Here is a 16,559-nt window from a genome sequence, read left to right as displayed (position 1 = left end):
CGATGCTGTGGGACATCTTCTGCAAAGTGATAGACAACTTCGGCGACATCGGCGTGTGCTGGCGCCTCAGCGCCGACCTGGCCGCACGTGGCGAACAAGTGCGCTTGTGGGTGGATGATCCCAGCGCCTTGGCATGGATGGCGCCACAGGGCTGCGCTGGCGTCAGCGTGTTGACCTGGCGCACACCCATGTGTACCGAAGATCTGAAGGACTTACCGCCAAGCCAGGTCTGGGTCGAAGCCTTTGGTTGTGAAATTGCTCCTGAATTCGTAGCGTTTTTCGCAACTCCACAAGGCGCAGAAGCCGAAAAAGCCACAAAACCTGCGTGGATCAATCTGGAGTACCTGTCGGCCGAAAGTTACGTCGAACGTTGCCATGCCCTGCCCTCGCCCATCTTGCGTGGCCCGGCGGCGGGTTGGACCAAATGGTTTTTCTACCCCGGCTTCACCGCACACACAGGCGGCTTGCTGCGCGAACCCGATCTGCTGCAACGCCAGGCGGCGTTCGACCGCCAGGCCTGGTTGGCCGAGTTGTGGCCGCAGTGCCGGCCCGATTCGGCACCTGCTCCCGACAACGCCCAACTTGTCTCGCTGTTTTGTTATGAACCGCCCGCACTGCTCGAGCTGCTGTGGCAACTGGACTGTGGCGCGCTGCCCACCCACCTCTTGGTGACCGCCGGCCGCGCCAGCCACGCCGTGCACCAAGCACTTTCAAGTCAAAAATGGCTGGAGCGCCCACTGCACATGCGCGGTCAGCTATCGATTTCATATCTTCCGCGCCTGACGCAGCGCGACTTTGACCATTTGTTATGGGCTTGCGACCTGAACTTCGTACGCGGCGAAGACTCGCTGGTGCGCGCCCTGTGGGCGGGCAAACCATTCGTCTGGCACATCTACCCGCAGCCCGAAGACGACGCCCACCACGCCAAGCTCGAAGCGTTTTTGGCAACGGTGCAGGCCCCCGAATCGCTGCGCCAATGGCACCGCGTGTGGAACGACGCCACCCCGGGCGCACCCTTGCCGGGATTGGTGCAAAACCAGGCCTCCTGGGCCCCGGCCGCTACAAAAGCGCGCGCCGAAGCCCTACCGCTGACCGACCTAACCGGCCAGCTTATTCATTTCGTGCAAGAAAAACGATAAAATTCAAGGCTTTGCGAAAACCGCCCGCCGCCCGCCCCAGCCCTGTGTTGAGAGTTAGCGCCGAGCCCGCCGACATATTGGCCTGTGTTCGCACCGAGTTTTGCTTTCCTCACCGCCGCGTACATGCCTCGAAACAGAAGCGTCGCACGGCCCAAACCCTAGAAAACAGCTATGAAAATCGCTCAAGAAATCCGCGCCGGCAACGTCATCATGCACGGCAAGGACCCCATGGTCGTCCTGAAGACCGAATACAGCCGCGGCGGCCGCAACTCTGCCACCGTGCGTATGAAGCTCAAGAGCCTGATCGCCAACTTCAACACCGAAGTGGTGTTCAAGGCCGATGACAAGATGGAACAAATCGTTCTGGACAAGAAAGAGTGCACCTACTCCTACTTCGCCGAACCCATGTACATCTGCATGGACACCGAATACAACCAGTACGAAGTCGAAGCCGAAAACATGGGCGACGCACTGAACTACCTGGAAGACGGCATGGAACTCGAAGTCGTGTTCTACGACGGCAAGGCCATCTCGGTTGAACTGCCCACCAGCGTGCAGCGCGAAATCACCTGGACCGAACCCGCCGTCAAGGGCGACACGTCCGGCAAGGTGCTCAAGCCCGCCAAGATCGCCACCGGCTTTGAATTCGGCGTGCCAATCTTCGTTGCCCAAGGCGACAAGGTTGAAATCGACACCCGCACCGGCGAATACCGCAAGCGCGTCTAATCCCCTAGGCCGCCGTCTTCGGCAGTCGCAAAAAAAGCTCCTACCCAGGAGCTTTTTTTATGTGCATCTAAAGGCTGAGCACGGCCACTGCTTTGTTGTGCCGCCTCGTTCTGGATCAAACCTTCATTGCTGCGCCTGCTGGCGGCGGCGGCCTCCCACCCAAGCCATGCCAAGCAAGGCCGTCAACATCAAGGCCAGGCCCGCGGGCTCCGGCACATTGTTGACCAGGCGGGCCGTCGAGGTGTGGAACAGTGTGATGTTGTCCAAGGAGCTGCCGTAGGAATCCGACGTGCCGGTGGCGAAGAACGAGAGCAGCGAGGTGGCGCTGTCTGCCACAAAGCTGGTTTCGTAATAGTGCCAATCGTTGTCTGAAGTGGCGTTATAGGCCAGCACAGGCGCCAGGCCAGACAGCGAACCCAGGGACCAGCCCAAACCATTGCTCGCCACTGAAACATAGCTGCGGTTGGAATAATAAAAGCCAAGCGTATAAGCGTCGCCGACAATGGTGTTGATGCTCTGGCTGATGCTGCTGTTGGCGCTGACGTCCAGTTCCGCAAAAACCGAACCGCTTTGGGCCGTGCCCGCCACGTTGTTGCGCAGCTCAAGACCATTTCGGCCCAGCGTCCAACCAGAGATGCCGCCAAAGCTCTGCGTGTATTGAGACGCTGCAGGCTTGGCCGCCGATCCTGGCGTGAAGATTTCAAAACTGCCGTTTTGCACCAGATTCACCGGTGCGGCAAAAGCCACAGTGGAGATGCTGACGGTGGACAGAGCAAGACCCAAGGCGAGCAAATGACGATTCATGGCAAGGTTTGTAAAAGAAGGTGACGCAGGTGAGTGACACATGCGGTAAATGGACGATGCGTGGTGTGCCGGGATTGTTTAACAACAAGTTACAACGCGATATGCAGTAGTTCACGCGAACCACACCGTCTGCCGGGCAAAGTTCACGAATGGCTGCGCAAATTGAAGGCTTAGCCGACACTGCAGCCTCGCCGGCGTGACCGAATTCCGCCGCCCTTGCCCCTGAGATCCGCCCCTGCCCCAACCCCAAGCACACATTTATGTCCGACAAATCAGTGGCCCAGTTCAGCCCCAAGGCCATCACCCCCACAGCCGAGCAACTGGCCGTACAGGTCAGCCCGGCACGTGTGGCCATCGTGGAGGCCAACGCCGGCGCCAGCAAAACCACCGTGCTGGCTTTGCGCATGGCCGAAGCCTGGACACGCGGCACACGCGCGGAAAACATCTTCGCGTTGACCTACACCGAGGCAGCCGTGCTGGCCCTGAAGAACGCGCTGAAAAAGATCGGTGTGCCGGTGCCCGTCATCCAGGCGCTGCGCATACAGACCTTCGAGGCGTTCTGCACCCAGGTGCTGCGCGAGCTGGAGGGTGAAGCGGTGCCGCTCTACACCGAAACCGAGCCCTTCAGCCCTTGGCTTTGGCGCGCGGTGCAGGCCGTGGCCGACGCGCCGAACGAGCGCTGGCCAGATGAGCTGGTGATACCCACGCTGGGCGACCACGGCCTGACCGACGTCTTCCTGCAGCAAAGCGAAATTCTCAAGGGCACGCTGCGCGACGTGCTGGAGCGCGACGAACAAGCCGTCAGCCCCGACTACGCCGCCGCCATAGGCTGCGAATACACGCTGCTCAAGATCTACCTGGAGGTGGAACGCCTGCGCCGCGCCAATCCGGAGCGCCCGGCCTACCGTGGTCCGCACGACGCCACCTACGACCTCGCCCGGCTGCTGCTGGACGACGACCCGGTCACGCACACACCGGCCTGGCCCACACGCACCCGTGTGTTGATGGTCGACGAGATGCACGACATGAACCAGGCCATGTTCACCGTGCTGTTGCGCCTGCTGCAGAGCAACCACTGCTTCTTCTGCGGCGTGGGCGACGTCGACCAGGTGATCCACACCGCTGCCGGTGCCGATGCGCGTTTCATGCGCACCGAATTGGCCGCACATGCGCTGCAAGCCGGCCACGTGACCAAGGTGTATCCGCTGGCGCACAGCTTCCGCTTCAGTTCGGCCCTGGCGCGTGTGGCGGGCAAGCTGGCGGACAAAGCCTACAGTTCGCTGGCACCACACAGCACACGGCTGACCCAGGGCGTCTACACCAGCGCAGCGGATTGCGCCGACCAGGTGGTACTGGCCGCGCAGCAATGGAAAAGCGCGCCCGCGACAGCCAAGTCCAGGATGGACAACTTCGCCGTGCTGCTGCGCCATGCACACCAGTCGGTGCAGATCGAGAACGCACTCATTGAAGCCGACATTGCCTACACCACGCGTGGTTTTGAAAGCTATGTGTTGCGTCCCGAGGTGCTGTTTCTGCGCGGGCTGTTCGCCGTGGCCACCGATGACTTGAAAAGCATCACCGTCGAACAGACACGGGCCAAGATCATGCGCGCGCTGGTGTTCTTTGCCGAGTCGCGCATCGAAGTCGAAGGGCGCGAACATGAAGCACAACAAGACCTGCTGCACGACGCCGTGCGCGCCGTGACGGAAGCGCCGACCTTTCTCAAATCGTTCTTCGACAACCAGGTGTTGCGCAACGCACCAGCCGCCACGCGCCAGCGCCTGCAGCGGGCGCTGCAGGTGATACAGGAGCACAACGGCCCCAAGCTGCTGCAGGCGGTTTTGCAGGCGCTGCAAATCCACAGGTTGATGAACCAGGTGTTGACCTCGCAGCAGCGGCGCGACGAGGCCGAGCTCAACCTGCACTGGCTGGCCCAGGCGACCGAACGTTTTGACAGCCCGGCGCAGTTCTTCCGTCACCTGAACAATATCGAACAGCGCCAGCAGGCCCGCAGCAGCGCCAGCCATGGCAAACCAGCGCCCAAAGCCGCCCCCGCCGATGCCTTGCTGCTGGCCAGCATCAGCAGCGTCAAGGGCCTGGAGTTCGATGCGGTACTGCTGCCGTATCTGGCGCAGGGCGAATTCCCGGCGGCGCGCGCCGAGCCGCGTGAGGAGCGCAATACCTTTTACGTCGGCATGACGCGCGCCCGGCACCAGTTGCTGCTGCTGGCCCATGCCGAGCGGCCGAGCGAATTTGTGCGCCATCTGCCGGCATAAGCTCTGGGCTTGCTGGCGGCGTTGATGGCACGGGTCGCCTGCCCCGGGTTGACGTCCGCCCTGGCGATGCCGTTCGATCCGGGACGGCCGGTCGGTGCCGCTGCGGGCACTGATTTCGGCAGCGCCTCAGAGGCGCGTTGACCAACCCACACTCAGTCTGGAATCAGGCGTTTGCCCAGGCTGGCACTGGCATCGGCTGTAAAGCCGAGTTTTTCGTAGAACGAAATCACACCCACATTGGTGTTGCGCACCTGCAGGTTGATCTTGGGGCAGCCCATGGCAAGCAACAGGCGCTCGACTTCGGCCACCAGACGCCGCCCCAGCGCCAGACGCTGCGCACCAGGGGCCACAGCTAGGTAGTACAGCCAGCCACGATGGCCGTCGTACCCAGCCATCGCCGTGCCGACGATGCCGGCTGCGTTTTCGGCCACCAGAAACAACTCCGGCTGCACCAGCAACTTACGCGCAATGTCTTTGTGCGGGTCGTTCCATGGGCGTACCAAATCGCAGGCGCGCCACAGGGCGACCACCGCGCTTTCGTCTGCGGGTTGGTAGACCCGCAGCGTCACGTCGGCGAGCGAGGCCGTTACCAAGCCGGGGCTTGCCGTCACTTGCGCAGCAGCACTTTCAGCGCGTTCTGCAAACGACGCGCAGCCGCGTCATCGGCAGCGCCCGCCAGCACGTTGGCGGCGTCTTGCCCCCAGGTTTGCGCCGGTGCCGGGTCGTTGCGGCGCGTGAGCATTTGCAGTTGCAGCATGCGGCGTTCAGACAGGTGCTCGGCCGGCGTGGGGACTTCAGCGGCCATTTCCAGACGTAACAGCGATTGGGCGGCATCACCCTTGGGTGCCGTTTGGCCCAGCGCCTGGCTCCAGGCCTGGCGCGTGGCGGGGGTCATACGCGAGCCAAGTTCTTGCACGCTAGGCACCAGCGCCGCATCGCGCTTTTCCCAGGCGGTCAGCAGTTGCGTCAAGGCTTCACCGTGGGCTTGCGCGGCCAGCTTCTTCAATGCCAGTTGTGCATGCTCAACCGCTTCGCGCTGCGCGCGGAAAGCGGCGTCGCCCAGGCGTGGGCCGCGGTCTTCGAACGCCGGGCGGTCACCGAAGCGGCCACCATCACGTGCTGGGCGTGTATCACGTCCGTCGCGTCCATCACGGCGCGGCTCGAACTTGTTTTCGCCAGGACGTGTTGCACCACGTGGGCCGTCTTTACGCTCGCCAAATTTGCCACCACGGCCAGCGGGCGCGGGTTCGGCCTTCTTCATGCCGGGACGGTCGTCGCCGCGCATGGCCACCACGGGCTTGCGGGCCACCGTCTTGGGGGCTTCGGCCGGTGCTGCCTCTGCTGCTTCTGCTGCGTTTTCAGTAGCAGCTTGCGCAGATTCGGCGGGCGCAGCTGCGGCATTTTCCTCAGAGGCTTCGGCTGCATCCGCCACGGGGGCCGCGGCCTTCGCTTCGGCCTGGGCCGACGCTTGCGCTTCGGCATCGGCCTTGTCGGCTTGTGCCGCCGCCTGGGCTTGGGCCTGGCCACGCAGCGCGGCTTCCAGGCTGGCCATGGCGGTGCGGATCTTGGCCGCGTCGCCGGTGGCGTTGGCCGCTTCCAGAGCCTTGGCGGCTTCGAGCACCACGCGGTCGTGTTCGCTCATGGCGCTGGCGGCTTTTTCGCGCTCCTGGGTCTTGCGGTTAAACGCGTCGTCTATAGGCTTGCGGAAAGCATCCCACAGCTTTTGTTCGTGTTTACGCTCCATGGGCACGCCTTGTGCTTCGGCCTGCCAGCGGTGTTGCAGCGCCTTGACGGCGTCGATGCGCAGCATAGGCGCGGCGCCCAGCAGCTTGGCCTCTTCGATCATGGCCTGGCGGCGTTCCACGCTTTGCTTCTGAACGGCTTCGAGCGGCGCAGCCGCTTGGCTGATGGCTTGTTTCCACTGCGTTTGCATTTCAGCAAACGCCTTCTCGCCCAGATGTCCGGCATTGCGCCAGCGTTCGCTGAACTGGTGCAACACGCGGTTGAAGCCCTTCCAGTCACCATCCTTGGCGGTGGTGTTGTCGGCGGCCCAGGCCTGCACTTCTTCGATCAGCGCCAGGCGCTGCGCCTTGTGTTCGGCGGACTCGGCCTTGACCTTTTCCAGCCAGGCTTCAACCACTTTGTGGGCTTGGTTGCAGGCTTCGTCAAAGCGCTTCCAGAGGGCGTGGTTGGGCACGCCGCCCTGGTCGGTTTGTTTCCACTGCTCACGCATCTGGCGCAGGGTGTCCTGCATCTTGCGGCCACCCAGGGCATGGCCTTCAGGGCGCTTGAGCAAGCCCTCGGCCTTGATCAGCAGTTCTTCGCGCAGTTGGTCTGCGCGCCAGCGTTGCCAGCCTTCGAGTTCGCCGGCCGCCGCAAGTGCAGTTTGGGCCGCGGTGCTGAGTTTGTCGTCCACCAGACGGCTGTGCTCTTTCAGTGCATTGCGCAAGGACGCGGCGGCCCCGGCGCTGGCCTTGCCGTGGCCTTCTTTGACTTCCTGTTCCACCTTGGCCAGCGCGTCCTGCACCGCCTTGTTGGCGGCTTCGCGCGCAGCCGGGTCTACCGGCGCACGCGCAGCCTGCGCCGGCTGCGCCGCCTTGGCACGGGCCTCGGCTTCGGTGGGCAGGCCACGCGCGGCACGCAGCTCGTCGGCCCACATCGCCACTTGCGGCAAGGGTGCAGCAGCGTCGTCGGCAGCGGTCACGGTCTGCGCAATCGCGGCCTGGAACGCATCCCACACCACCAATAGCTGCGACTTCGAGGCATCGAGCATGGTGGGGAACTTGTTGTCTACGCTGCTCCAGTTACCATCTGCGGCGAGCGAAGCGGCTTGTTCCTGCCAATGCGCCACATCCGCGCCCAGCAGTTCGAGCGCGGCCTGGGCATCGCGCCAAGGCTTGGTCGACAACACCTCGATGCGCTGGGCCATCAACACGGCGGCTTCACGTTGCACCTGCACGCGGTGTTGCAGGTCTTCAATGCCCTTGATGCGGTCGGCCAGTTGTACCTTGAGTGTGGCGAGTGGCTCCTTGCTCAGCGGCGCGCCAGCCTTGGCGGCATCACGCTGCCAGGCCATGGCATCGGCCACGTTCAGGCGCGGTAGCTCCAGCAGCGTGGTGGCCTTGCGCGCCCAATCCGCGGCCAGGCCTTCCTGGCCCTTGGCACGCTTGAGTTCGTCGAGTTTTTCGCGCAAGGGCTTGGCCGCGCCACGGTCGCGCCCGCTGAGGTCCTGAAAAACCTGCTGGATCTGCTCGGGCGTGGGGTTGGTGAGCAACCAGTCGCGGATGCGCTGTGCGCGCTCGCCAGCCGTTTGGGCGGAGAAAGCACCACCGGTCAAGGCGTCCAGTGGGTGCGGCTCTTGGGATTTAGTGGGAGTGGTCACAGCAGTTTGGCTCTCGGGGCTGTTGGCGGGCGTGGATTTGGAGGCGGAAAAACCGAACATGCAATCAATCGTTGGAGAGCGCCCGCTCAATGGGGCAGGCGCGCAGGCATCAAAAAAGGGAATCCATCATGAATAACGCGGATGGCCACCTTGGACCATCAGCCCGTTCCTGACGACATGGCATACAGGTGGGGGCAAGCGCGCTATTTTCGCTGTTTTTTCGCGGGGCTGATTCAAATCCCCTTGGATGGTGCAGCGGCAACCTGCCGCAGGTGCACCATCAGCGAGCAGCAGCTACTGTACATCAGGGCGCAGCCAGCGACAGGTTCGCCCGGGGTGTCCACTTTTCATCCGCTTTGACAAGCTTGGGTGCCCCCAGAAACAGCCTATCGGTGGACAGCTTCTGCGCCGCCAGATAGTCGCGCACGGCGACACCGCGCTGCGTGGCGAGTTCGTGCATGGCCTGATCGGGAATACGCATATTGGCCAGCAGCAACGCTTCCATTTCGGGCACCGGCAGGTCTTTGGCCAGGCCAATGGCATTGCGCGGCTTGGGGAAGTCGGCACGTTTGTAGAGCGCCTTGACCAGCTCGGGGTACTCGGCATCGCTGATCTGGATGTCTGAGGCGTCTGCGCGACCTCCGGGCGTGCTGGCCGCCGCACCGGAACCCGACGCGTTAGCGTCGGCCATGCCCGCACGGCGCTTCTCGGCGCGCATGCGGCGCAACAGGCGCTCGCGTTTATAGGATTCCAGTTCGACGGCTTCGCTGGCCTCGCCCACCACGGTGAGCTTCAGTGCGGGTTTGCTTTCCAGCGCCTTGACCACCTTGTTCAGGTTTTCTTCGGCCGCAGGCGTCAGGTCATCGCTACCAGCCGTGAACACCACGGTGCTCAGTTCGTCGCTGCCGCTGCCACCGCTGAAAGCTTTGCCCAAGGCGCTGAACGGCGCGGCGACGGCTTTGACAATGATGTTGCCCAGGATCTTGAAGATGATGGGCACGATGCTGAACTGCGGGTCGTTGAGCGAGCCGCTGATGGGCAGGTTCAAGTCGATCACACCGTTGGAATCGGACAGCAAAGCCGTCGCCAGCTTCACCGGCAGGCTGGTCGGCGCCCCGGGCACGGCTTCGCCAAAGGTCAACTGATTGAGCACGATGCTGTTTTCAGCGGTGAGCAAACCGTCGGGCTTGATGTTGTAGTGCACGTCCACCGAGAGTTTGCCGCGCTCTATGCCATGGCCCACATACTTAATAGAGTATGGCGACAGCGGCGGCAGCTCCAGATCTTTGACCTTGGCGTTGATATCCAGTGCCAGCGGCTTGGCCAGCGGGTTGAGTTTGCCCTGTATGTCCAGCGAGGCCGTGCCTTCGGCCTTGCCACGCAATTCAAGATCGGCCAGTTGCGGCATGCCCTGCACCGGCACCGATGAGAAAGCGCTGAGCTTGCCGGCCAGTTCACTCAGATCAGCAGAGTAATTGGGCTTGATGAAGAAGTCGGAGAACGCCACCCGGCCATTGACCAGGGTGATGGGGCCGAAGTTGATGACCGGGTCCAGCGGATGCGGGGCTTTGGCCACAACCGGTGTCGAAGCCGCTGCGGTCGCTGGCTTGGCCGCCGCTGTGGCTGGCGCAGCCGAGGTGGCTGCGGCATCGGCCTCGGATGATTTCACCAGATCCTGCAAGTTCAAACGGCCGTTTTCGTTCAGGATGATGCGTGCATAAAAATCGTCCAGCGCGGTTTCCTTGACAACCGCCACCGGCGCCTTGCCGGGGCTCAAGGCCACGTCGACGCCGCGTAGATTCAAGACCTTCCAGCTCAGCAGTTCACGCCCGCGGCGGGCGTTGCTGGAAGCCACGGCGGCGGCCAATTGGGGCGACTCGGCGGCGGCCGCGCTGGGGGCCGCAGGCGTGGTCACCTGCGTTGTACCGTTGGCGCGGAAGTCTTCCACCGTCAGGTTGCCGCCGACTTTGGCCGCGAGCCCGTCCCGCGCCATCGAGACATCGACCTGGCCCTTGAAACTGGTGTCAGCACGCACGAAGCGAACATTCATCAGGTGCGCGACATACGGGTCAGCCACCTGCAACGGCAGGTGCGCCATGTCGACCTGCCCTTTGACGCTCAAGGGTTCGGTTCCCGCCGCACCTTGAAACAGCAACCGGCCCGGCTCGGTATTGCCAGCACGCACTTTCAGCGACAGCGTCACCGGCGATGGTTTTTTGCCGCCCAGAACAAAGCTTTTGGCATCGGCCTTGATTTCCGACAGGTCGACCTGCACCGGCTGGCTGGCCCCATTGTCGACAAAAGCCACTGCCCCGCCTTCCACCAGAAGGCTGTCCACATTCACAGCCCAGCGTGCGGCCCCGGATTCCGCCACCTCCGTCACCGCCTCCACCACGGCGGCGGCCATGGGTGCGTTGTCTTTGAAGCTGCCCTGGGTCGCGCGCATCCAGTGCTCGAACATCCAGGTTTGGTCGGCCGCACGCTCGACACGTGCACGCGGCGTGTTCACGGCCACCCGTTCAATGCTCACCTTGTGGGTGTCGACGCCAATCGAGGCGTTGGTGATCAGCAAAGTCTGCACACTCGCCAATTCATTCGCCAACGCCCCCTTCTTGCCCGCCGTGCGCGTCCCTTTACCGGAAGCCGCAGAAGTGTCGACCAGGCTCAGTTGGTCCAACTGCATCTGACGCGCATGGATCTGCAGCCGGCTGGGCGCATCCCAGGCCACATCCAGGTCAGCGCTGAGTTGCCCTGAAACCGCAGGCACGACGAATACATCCACATAACGCGCGCCTAGCGCCAGAGGCAAAGCGCTGAGCTTGACGTTGACTTTGGCCATTTTGTCGGTGGCCGTGCCTTCGAACGTGATCGGCCCCTTGGCCACTGGCGCGGGCACACCCGCAAGTCTTCGCGCGGCAGGCGCCGCTGTCTGGCCCTGACTTGGGCGCTCGCCCACCGCTTCGACCGAAGCCGTCCCGCTGAAGGCCACCGGGTTGGCGACCGGCCAGGTCACGGCAGATACATCCAGCGCCACATCGTGTGCCAAGTGTTTAACCACACCACCACGCAGGCTGGCGCTATGGTCTTCCCAGCGCATCTGGCCGTCTTTGACACTGGCTTTGGCCAAGGCAACACGCCATTCTGCGGTGGCTTCACCAGGCGCAGGAGAGAGCTGAGGATTGGCATCTTTTGCGGCACTGGCGGCCTTGGATGCTGCGGAGGCAGCTCCTTTTTCAGGAGTCTTCTGGGCTTTTTTGGCTGACTGGCCAGAGTGCGCTGCGTCCGGGGAGCTCGAGCCCTCCAGCAGATTGATCTCACCTTTGGCATCACGCACCAGCTCCAACTCGGGCGCTGTGACTTCAATCGACGCCAGCTTCACCAGCTTCTCCAGCGGGCGGACCTCGTCGAGCACCACTTTCACACCGTCAAAAGCAAGCGCCTGTCGCCCTTGTATGTCGTTGACCTTGAAGTTCTGCGCCTCCAGCTCACCGGTCAGCTTCAGACTAGCCGCAGGCAGTTGCTCAAAATGCAGCTGCAGCTTGGCCTGCACCACACCTGCCTGTAGCTTCAGCGGCAGGTCTTTCGGTAGATAACCCAGATAAGGCGCCAAATCAAAGTTGCTCAATTGCAGCTTTGCATCGGTCTTGCGCGAGTCGGCAAATGGCGTGGATTCAGCCGTTGTCTCGAACTTGCTGCCGTTGAACAGCAGCGACAGATGCGGCAAGACCTTCACCTCCAGCCGGGAGTCAAAGTTGCTCAAGAATGGCAAGCCCAACTGCAAGTCGCGCACCGTGTGCGCCTTGCCCACGGGTTGGTCATCAAAGTCCAAGCTACCGCCTTTGACTTCGACGTTGTAGACCGCAAACTGCAGCGGTTTGCCAGAGGGTTTGTCGGACGGTGCCGTCAAGCGCGCCAGCACATCGTCAAAGTCATACCCGCCATCGGCAAGGCGCGTGACCCGAATTTTCGGCTCGTCCACCGCCACCGCGCGCACCACCGGCGCCAGGCGCACCAGTGATTGCAAGGATGCATCTATATAGAGGCGTTTGATTTCGACCTGGGGCGGCGCACCAGCGACGGCCCCCGCAATCGCAATGTCACCCAGGGCCAACTCCAGCGACCACGGCTTGAAGTCGACGCTGCCTATGCTCAGCGCGCGCCCGAGTTGCTCGCTGCCAATACGCTGCGCCTGGCTCTTCAGAATCGGTGGCACCGCCAGCCAACCCACCACCAGCAGCACGACGAAGGCCAATAAAGCCCATAAAAGGCGACGCAGCCACGGGCGGTTTTGAGCGTTTACGAGTTTCATAGAGTCGATTGTTTTTATGCTGTGGACAAGCATAAAGCACACGTCCGCAAGCCATGGCGTTTCGTTAGGAAATAGCCACTTTGGCGCGTCAAACAACGACCCGAAAATGTAAAAGCCCGGCCGGCTGGTGTAACACCTGCCGTCCGGGCTTGGCGACTGAACTAATGTCCGTGTCACCTGGGTTCGCAACAGGGAGAGTGATGTCCCTCGTTGCGGCGGAGGCAATAGATTGCCTCCATAGGAGACCGGGGCTGCTTCGCGTCATCGTCGCTGAGTGTCAGATGACAACTGGCTCCTACCGGTTGATGCCTGCTGCTGCAGACGTCTTCACTCTAATCAATACACCGGGTGAATTCAAATGTACTTTTCAATCGTTGCCAATGCCGTCATTGGCACGCTTGGATTGACAAGGCAGATGCATGGCTTCACCGCCGAATGATCGCAAATTTTTCGCCAAACAAACCATCCCAATGGATGGGGCAGGCACATGGACGCAGCGGCAAATGTACGTAAAGTTACATTTGCAATAAAAATATCTGTAGAAATATCCAGTAGTCCTCAGCCCCATACCGTTTGCTGCATTTTTGCTAGCGGCAACACGCACGTACACATGCGCATCCTGTGCACCATTTAAATCGGCAAGCCCATCGGGCTACACCAAAGAGCGTGTTTTTTCACGGAAAAAACACCTCTTAATTCTTTTTTAAACATAAAAATAATAATCCATATTCTTGACCGTGTATTTAAACACCCCATAGAATCCGCCCGTTCCTGGAAAGCCAGTGAAGATCGACGCCTCTGGCCAACCCCGGCCAATTCAAATCGCTGCCCAGAACGAAGGCACAGCACGATTTCTGAGGGCGCCCCAAACCAATCGGCGTGGCCAAGACGACCAGACTGAAGAATTCCGTCCCCGTCGTCATTCGCCCACGCGAGATGAGGAGTGTTATGACTGCATTGCAGAAGTTGAGCCAGGGAGTCCGGACCTTTGCGTCCGACATCCTCCAAGGCTTTTTTGAAATTACCCACAATGGATTCGCCCTACTCGGCTTGGTGGTGGCGTTTGCTGCCATCACCGTGACGGCGCGCCCTGATCTGCGTGAAGTTGGCGAAGCACAGCTGATGAGCTGGCTGCAAGAGCGTCGCATCGAAGTGATGGGCATGCAAGGCGTGCAAGTCGAAAACGATGCCGTCGACCGCGCCACGGCGTCGAATCCCAAGGACCTGCCCAAACAGCAGGCGGCTGTAGCCTACTGGCTCAGCAAAAAGTACCGCGTGGCCCCTGAGCCCGTGAGTGCCCTGGTGTCCGAAGCTTATGAAATCGGCCGCTCCGTGAAACTCGACCCGACCTTGATCCTGGCGGTGATGGCCATTGAATCGGGCTTTAACCCGTTCGCGCAGAGCCCCGTGGGTGCGCAAGGCCTGATGCAGGTCATGACCAAGGTGCACACCGACAAATACGAAAACTTCGGTGGCCAGTTTGCTGCCTTTGACCCCCTGACCAACCTGCGGGTAGGCGTCAAGGTGCTGCAGGAGTGCATTGCCCGCGCCGGCTCCGTCGAAGGCGGTCTTCGCTACTACGTGGGTGCAGCCAACCTGACGGACGACGGTGGTTATGCCAACAAGGTTTTGGCAGAACACCAACGCCTGCTGCAAGTCGTGGGTGGCCGCGCCACGCCGTTTGTGGTGCCACGTACCATACCGGTGATGACCCCGATCAAGCCGCAGGCTGAGGCCAGCGAAGAAAAGGTTGCCGGTCTGTACTGAACTGCAAGCTCTGCACTGGTTGTGCCCCGCTTGACCATGCCGCTCTTTGGAGCGGCATTTTCATTGCGCTCTCCCCCAGCGATCAACACTTGCTTTCCTCGGCTATACAGGCCTCGGCTACACTAGGGCGGTACGCAACTGGCGATAGGCATGGCGCTGCAAAGTGCCCATGTTGACGTGGACCACCGTAGCAGCTTCATTTTCACGCTGCTGTCTCCGGGCAACCACTGGGAAGCGTGCCACCAAGGCTTAGGCTTAGGCTTGGGTGTTCAGCCGTTCGCCTGGGCAGCACTTGTCTCGGACAAGTAATCACCCGTATGCAATTTCTGCAAGGACTGCCATGTACGACCGCAATATCCTGATCGAGCAAACCGATCCCGAAATCTTTCGCGCCATCCAGCAAGAGCATGCGCGCCAAGAACATCACATCGAACTGATCGCCAGCGAAAACTACGCCTCGCCCGCCGTCATGGCCGCGCAAGGCTCGCAACTCACCAATAAGTACGCCGAGGGCTACCCAGGCAAGCGTTATTACGGCGGCTGCGAGTACGTCGATGTGGCCGAACAACTGGCCATCGACCGCGTGAAGGTCATTTTTGGCGCTGACGCCGCCAACGTGCAGCCCCATTGCGGCGCGTCGGCCAACGAAGCTGTCTTTCTGGCCTTCCTGAAGCCAGGCGACACCATCATGGGCATGAGCCTGGCCGAAGGCGGTCACCTGACGCACGGCATGCCTTTGAACATGAGCGGCAAGTGGTTCAACGTCGTGTCCTACGGCCTCAACGCCAAGGAAGAGATCGACTACGACGCCATGGAAGCCAAGGCACGCGAACACAAGCCGAAGTTGATCGTGGCCGGTGCCAGCGCCTACTCTCTGGGCATTGACTTCGAACGTTTTGCCAAGGTCGCCAAAGAAATCGGCGCCATCTTCATGGTCGACATGGCCCACTACGCCGGCCTGATCGCCGCTGGCCTCTACCCCAACCCGGTGCCATACGCTGACGTGGTCACCTCCACCACCCACAAGAGCCTGCGCGGCCCACGTGGCGGCATCATCTTGATGAAGTCGCAACACGAAAAAGCCATCAACAGCGCCATTTTCCCCGGCCTGCAAGGCGGCCCACTGATGCACGTCATCGCCGCCAAGGCCGTGGCCTTCAAGGAAGCGCTGCAGCCTGAGTTCAAGCTGTACCAGCAGCAAGTGCTGAAGAACGCCCAGATCATCGCCGACACGCTGACCCAGCGTGGCCTGCGCATCGTGAGCGGCCGCACCGAAAGCCACGTCATGCTGGTCGACCTGCGCGCAAAGGGCATCACCGGCAAGGAAGCCGAAGCCGTGCTGGGCCAAGCCCATATGACGATCAACAAGAACGCCATCCCGAACGACCCGGAAAAACCAATGGTCACCAGCGGCGTGCGCGTGGGCACCCCAGCCATGACCACCCGTGGCTTCAAGGACGAAGAAGCGCGTTTGACGGCCAACCTGATCGCCGACGTGCTGGACAACCCACGCGACGAAGCCAACATCGCCGCCGTGCGTGCCAAGGTCAACGCCTTGACCGCCCGCTTCCCGGTCTACCGCTGATTTGCGCGTCGCACTCTTGACCCGCCGAGCCCAGAAGCCATGAAGTGCCCCTTCTGTGGCCACGCAGAGACGCAGGTTGTCGAAACCCGGGAGTCCGAAGACGGCGACCTGATTCGACGCCGGCGCCGCTGCGGCTCGTGTGAGCAGCGTTTCACCACCTACGAGCGCGCAGAAGTGGCCATGCCCAGCGTGGTCAAGAAAAACGGCAGCCGCATGGACTTTGACGCCAGCAAGCTCCAGGCGTCCATGCGGCTGGCCTTGCGCAAGCGCCCGGTCGCTGTTGAGCAGGTGGATGCAGCCCTGGAACGCATCGAGCGCAAGCTGCTGGTCAGCGGTGCCAAGGAAATCACCACCGCCAAACTGGGTGAGTTGGTGATGCGCGAGCTGAAAAAACTCGACAAAGTGGCCTACGTGCGTTTTGCGTCGGTTTACCGCAGTTTTGAAGACGTGGATGAATTCAGCCGGTTGATTCAGGATATCTAGCCGGCAAAGGTTTGCATCAGAGCACCGCAGGCCAACCCCGGTAGAGGATGCCGTCGCCGCCGCGACTGGCCAAGCGGTCTTCCCAACC

The 16,559-nt window shown here is 61.7% G+C and carries 10 protein-coding genes and 1 riboswitch; of the genes, 6 read left to right on the top strand and 4 right to left on the bottom strand.

Going from position 1 to position 16,559, the window contains the following annotated elements; translation table 11 throughout:
• The first annotated feature begins 2 nt into the window (after positions 1-2).
• Together earP and efp are read left to right on the top strand one after the other, a co-directional pair.
• Positions 3-1,139 carry an elongation factor P maturation arginine rhamnosyltransferase EarP gene (gene earP, locus ACFQ95_RS02690; protein WP_422829263.1) on the top strand — a complete coding sequence of 379 codons (1,137 nt, stop codon included), beginning with the start codon at positions 3-5 and terminating at the stop codon, positions 1,137-1,139.
• A 171-nt stretch (positions 1,140-1,310) separates the two neighbouring features.
• Positions 1,311-1,865: an elongation factor P gene (efp, locus tag ACFQ95_RS02685; RefSeq protein ID WP_422829262.1), complete on the top strand. Its 555-nt coding sequence runs from the start codon at positions 1,311-1,313 to the stop codon at positions 1,863-1,865.
• Positions 1,866-1,988: 123 nt separating this feature from the next.
• On the opposite strand, the gene ACFQ95_RS02680 is transcribed toward efp, so the two are convergent.
• Positions 1,989-2,669 carry a PEP-CTERM sorting domain-containing protein gene (locus ACFQ95_RS02680; protein WP_422829261.1) on the bottom strand — a complete coding sequence of 227 codons (681 nt, stop codon included), beginning with the start codon at positions 2,667-2,669 and terminating at the stop codon, positions 1,989-1,991.
• A gap of 260 nt (positions 2,670-2,929) precedes the next feature.
• Between ACFQ95_RS02680 and ACFQ95_RS02675 the strand changes: the two genes are divergently transcribed.
• A complete protein-coding gene (locus tag ACFQ95_RS02675) occupies positions 2,930-4,945 on the top strand; it encodes a 3'-5' exonuclease (protein ID WP_422829260.1) in 2,016 nt (671 codons plus the stop codon).
• 152 nt (positions 4,946-5,097) lie between these two features.
• On the opposite strand, the gene ACFQ95_RS02670 is transcribed toward ACFQ95_RS02675, so the two are convergent.
• The 3 genes from ACFQ95_RS02670 to ACFQ95_RS02660 form a co-directional block, all read right to left on the bottom strand.
• Positions 5,098-5,514, bottom strand: coding sequence for a GNAT family acetyltransferase (locus ACFQ95_RS02670; RefSeq protein WP_422829541.1), 417 nt, complete (start codon positions 5,512-5,514; stop codon positions 5,098-5,100).
• A gap of 38 nt (positions 5,515-5,552) precedes the next feature.
• Entirely contained in the window at positions 5,553-8,387 is a 2,835-nt protein-coding gene (locus ACFQ95_RS02665) for a DUF349 domain-containing protein (RefSeq protein ID WP_422829259.1), read from the bottom strand.
• Between the two features lie 244 nt (positions 8,388-8,631).
• Positions 8,632-12,636 (bottom strand): DUF748 domain-containing protein, encoded by a 4,005-nt coding sequence (locus ACFQ95_RS02660; RefSeq protein ID WP_422829258.1) that lies wholly within the window; start codon positions 12,634-12,636, stop codon positions 8,632-8,634.
• 948 nt (positions 12,637-13,584) lie between these two features.
• On the opposite strand from ACFQ95_RS02660, the gene ACFQ95_RS02655 reads away from it, so the two are divergent.
• From ACFQ95_RS02655 to nrdR, 3 genes are all read left to right on the top strand, one after another.
• Positions 13,585-14,403: a lytic transglycosylase domain-containing protein gene (locus ACFQ95_RS02655; RefSeq protein ID WP_422829257.1), complete on the top strand. Its 819-nt coding sequence runs from the start codon at positions 13,585-13,587 to the stop codon at positions 14,401-14,403.
• A gap of 124 nt (positions 14,404-14,527) precedes the next feature.
• Positions 14,528-14,697, top strand: a riboswitch (ZMP/ZTP riboswitch).
• 46 nt (positions 14,698-14,743) lie between these two features.
• Positions 14,744-15,988 carry a serine hydroxymethyltransferase gene (gene glyA, locus ACFQ95_RS02650; RefSeq protein WP_422829256.1) on the top strand — a complete coding sequence of 415 codons (1,245 nt, stop codon included), beginning with the start codon at positions 14,744-14,746 and terminating at the stop codon, positions 15,986-15,988.
• Between the two features lie 39 nt (positions 15,989-16,027).
• The gene (nrdR, locus tag ACFQ95_RS02645) at positions 16,028-16,471 is read left to right on the top strand and encodes a transcriptional regulator NrdR (RefSeq protein WP_422829255.1); all 444 of its coding nucleotides are present in this window, start codon (positions 16,028-16,030) and stop codon (positions 16,469-16,471) included.
• Positions 16,472-16,559 lie beyond the last annotated feature (88 nt).

Source organism: Variovorax sp. HJSM1_2 (genome assembly GCF_049316285.1).
GTDB lineage: Bacteria > Pseudomonadota > Gammaproteobacteria > Burkholderiales > Burkholderiaceae_C > Rhodoferax_B.
Note: the sequence above shows the minus strand (reverse complement) of the source record. Positions and strands in the feature narration are given on the sequence as shown.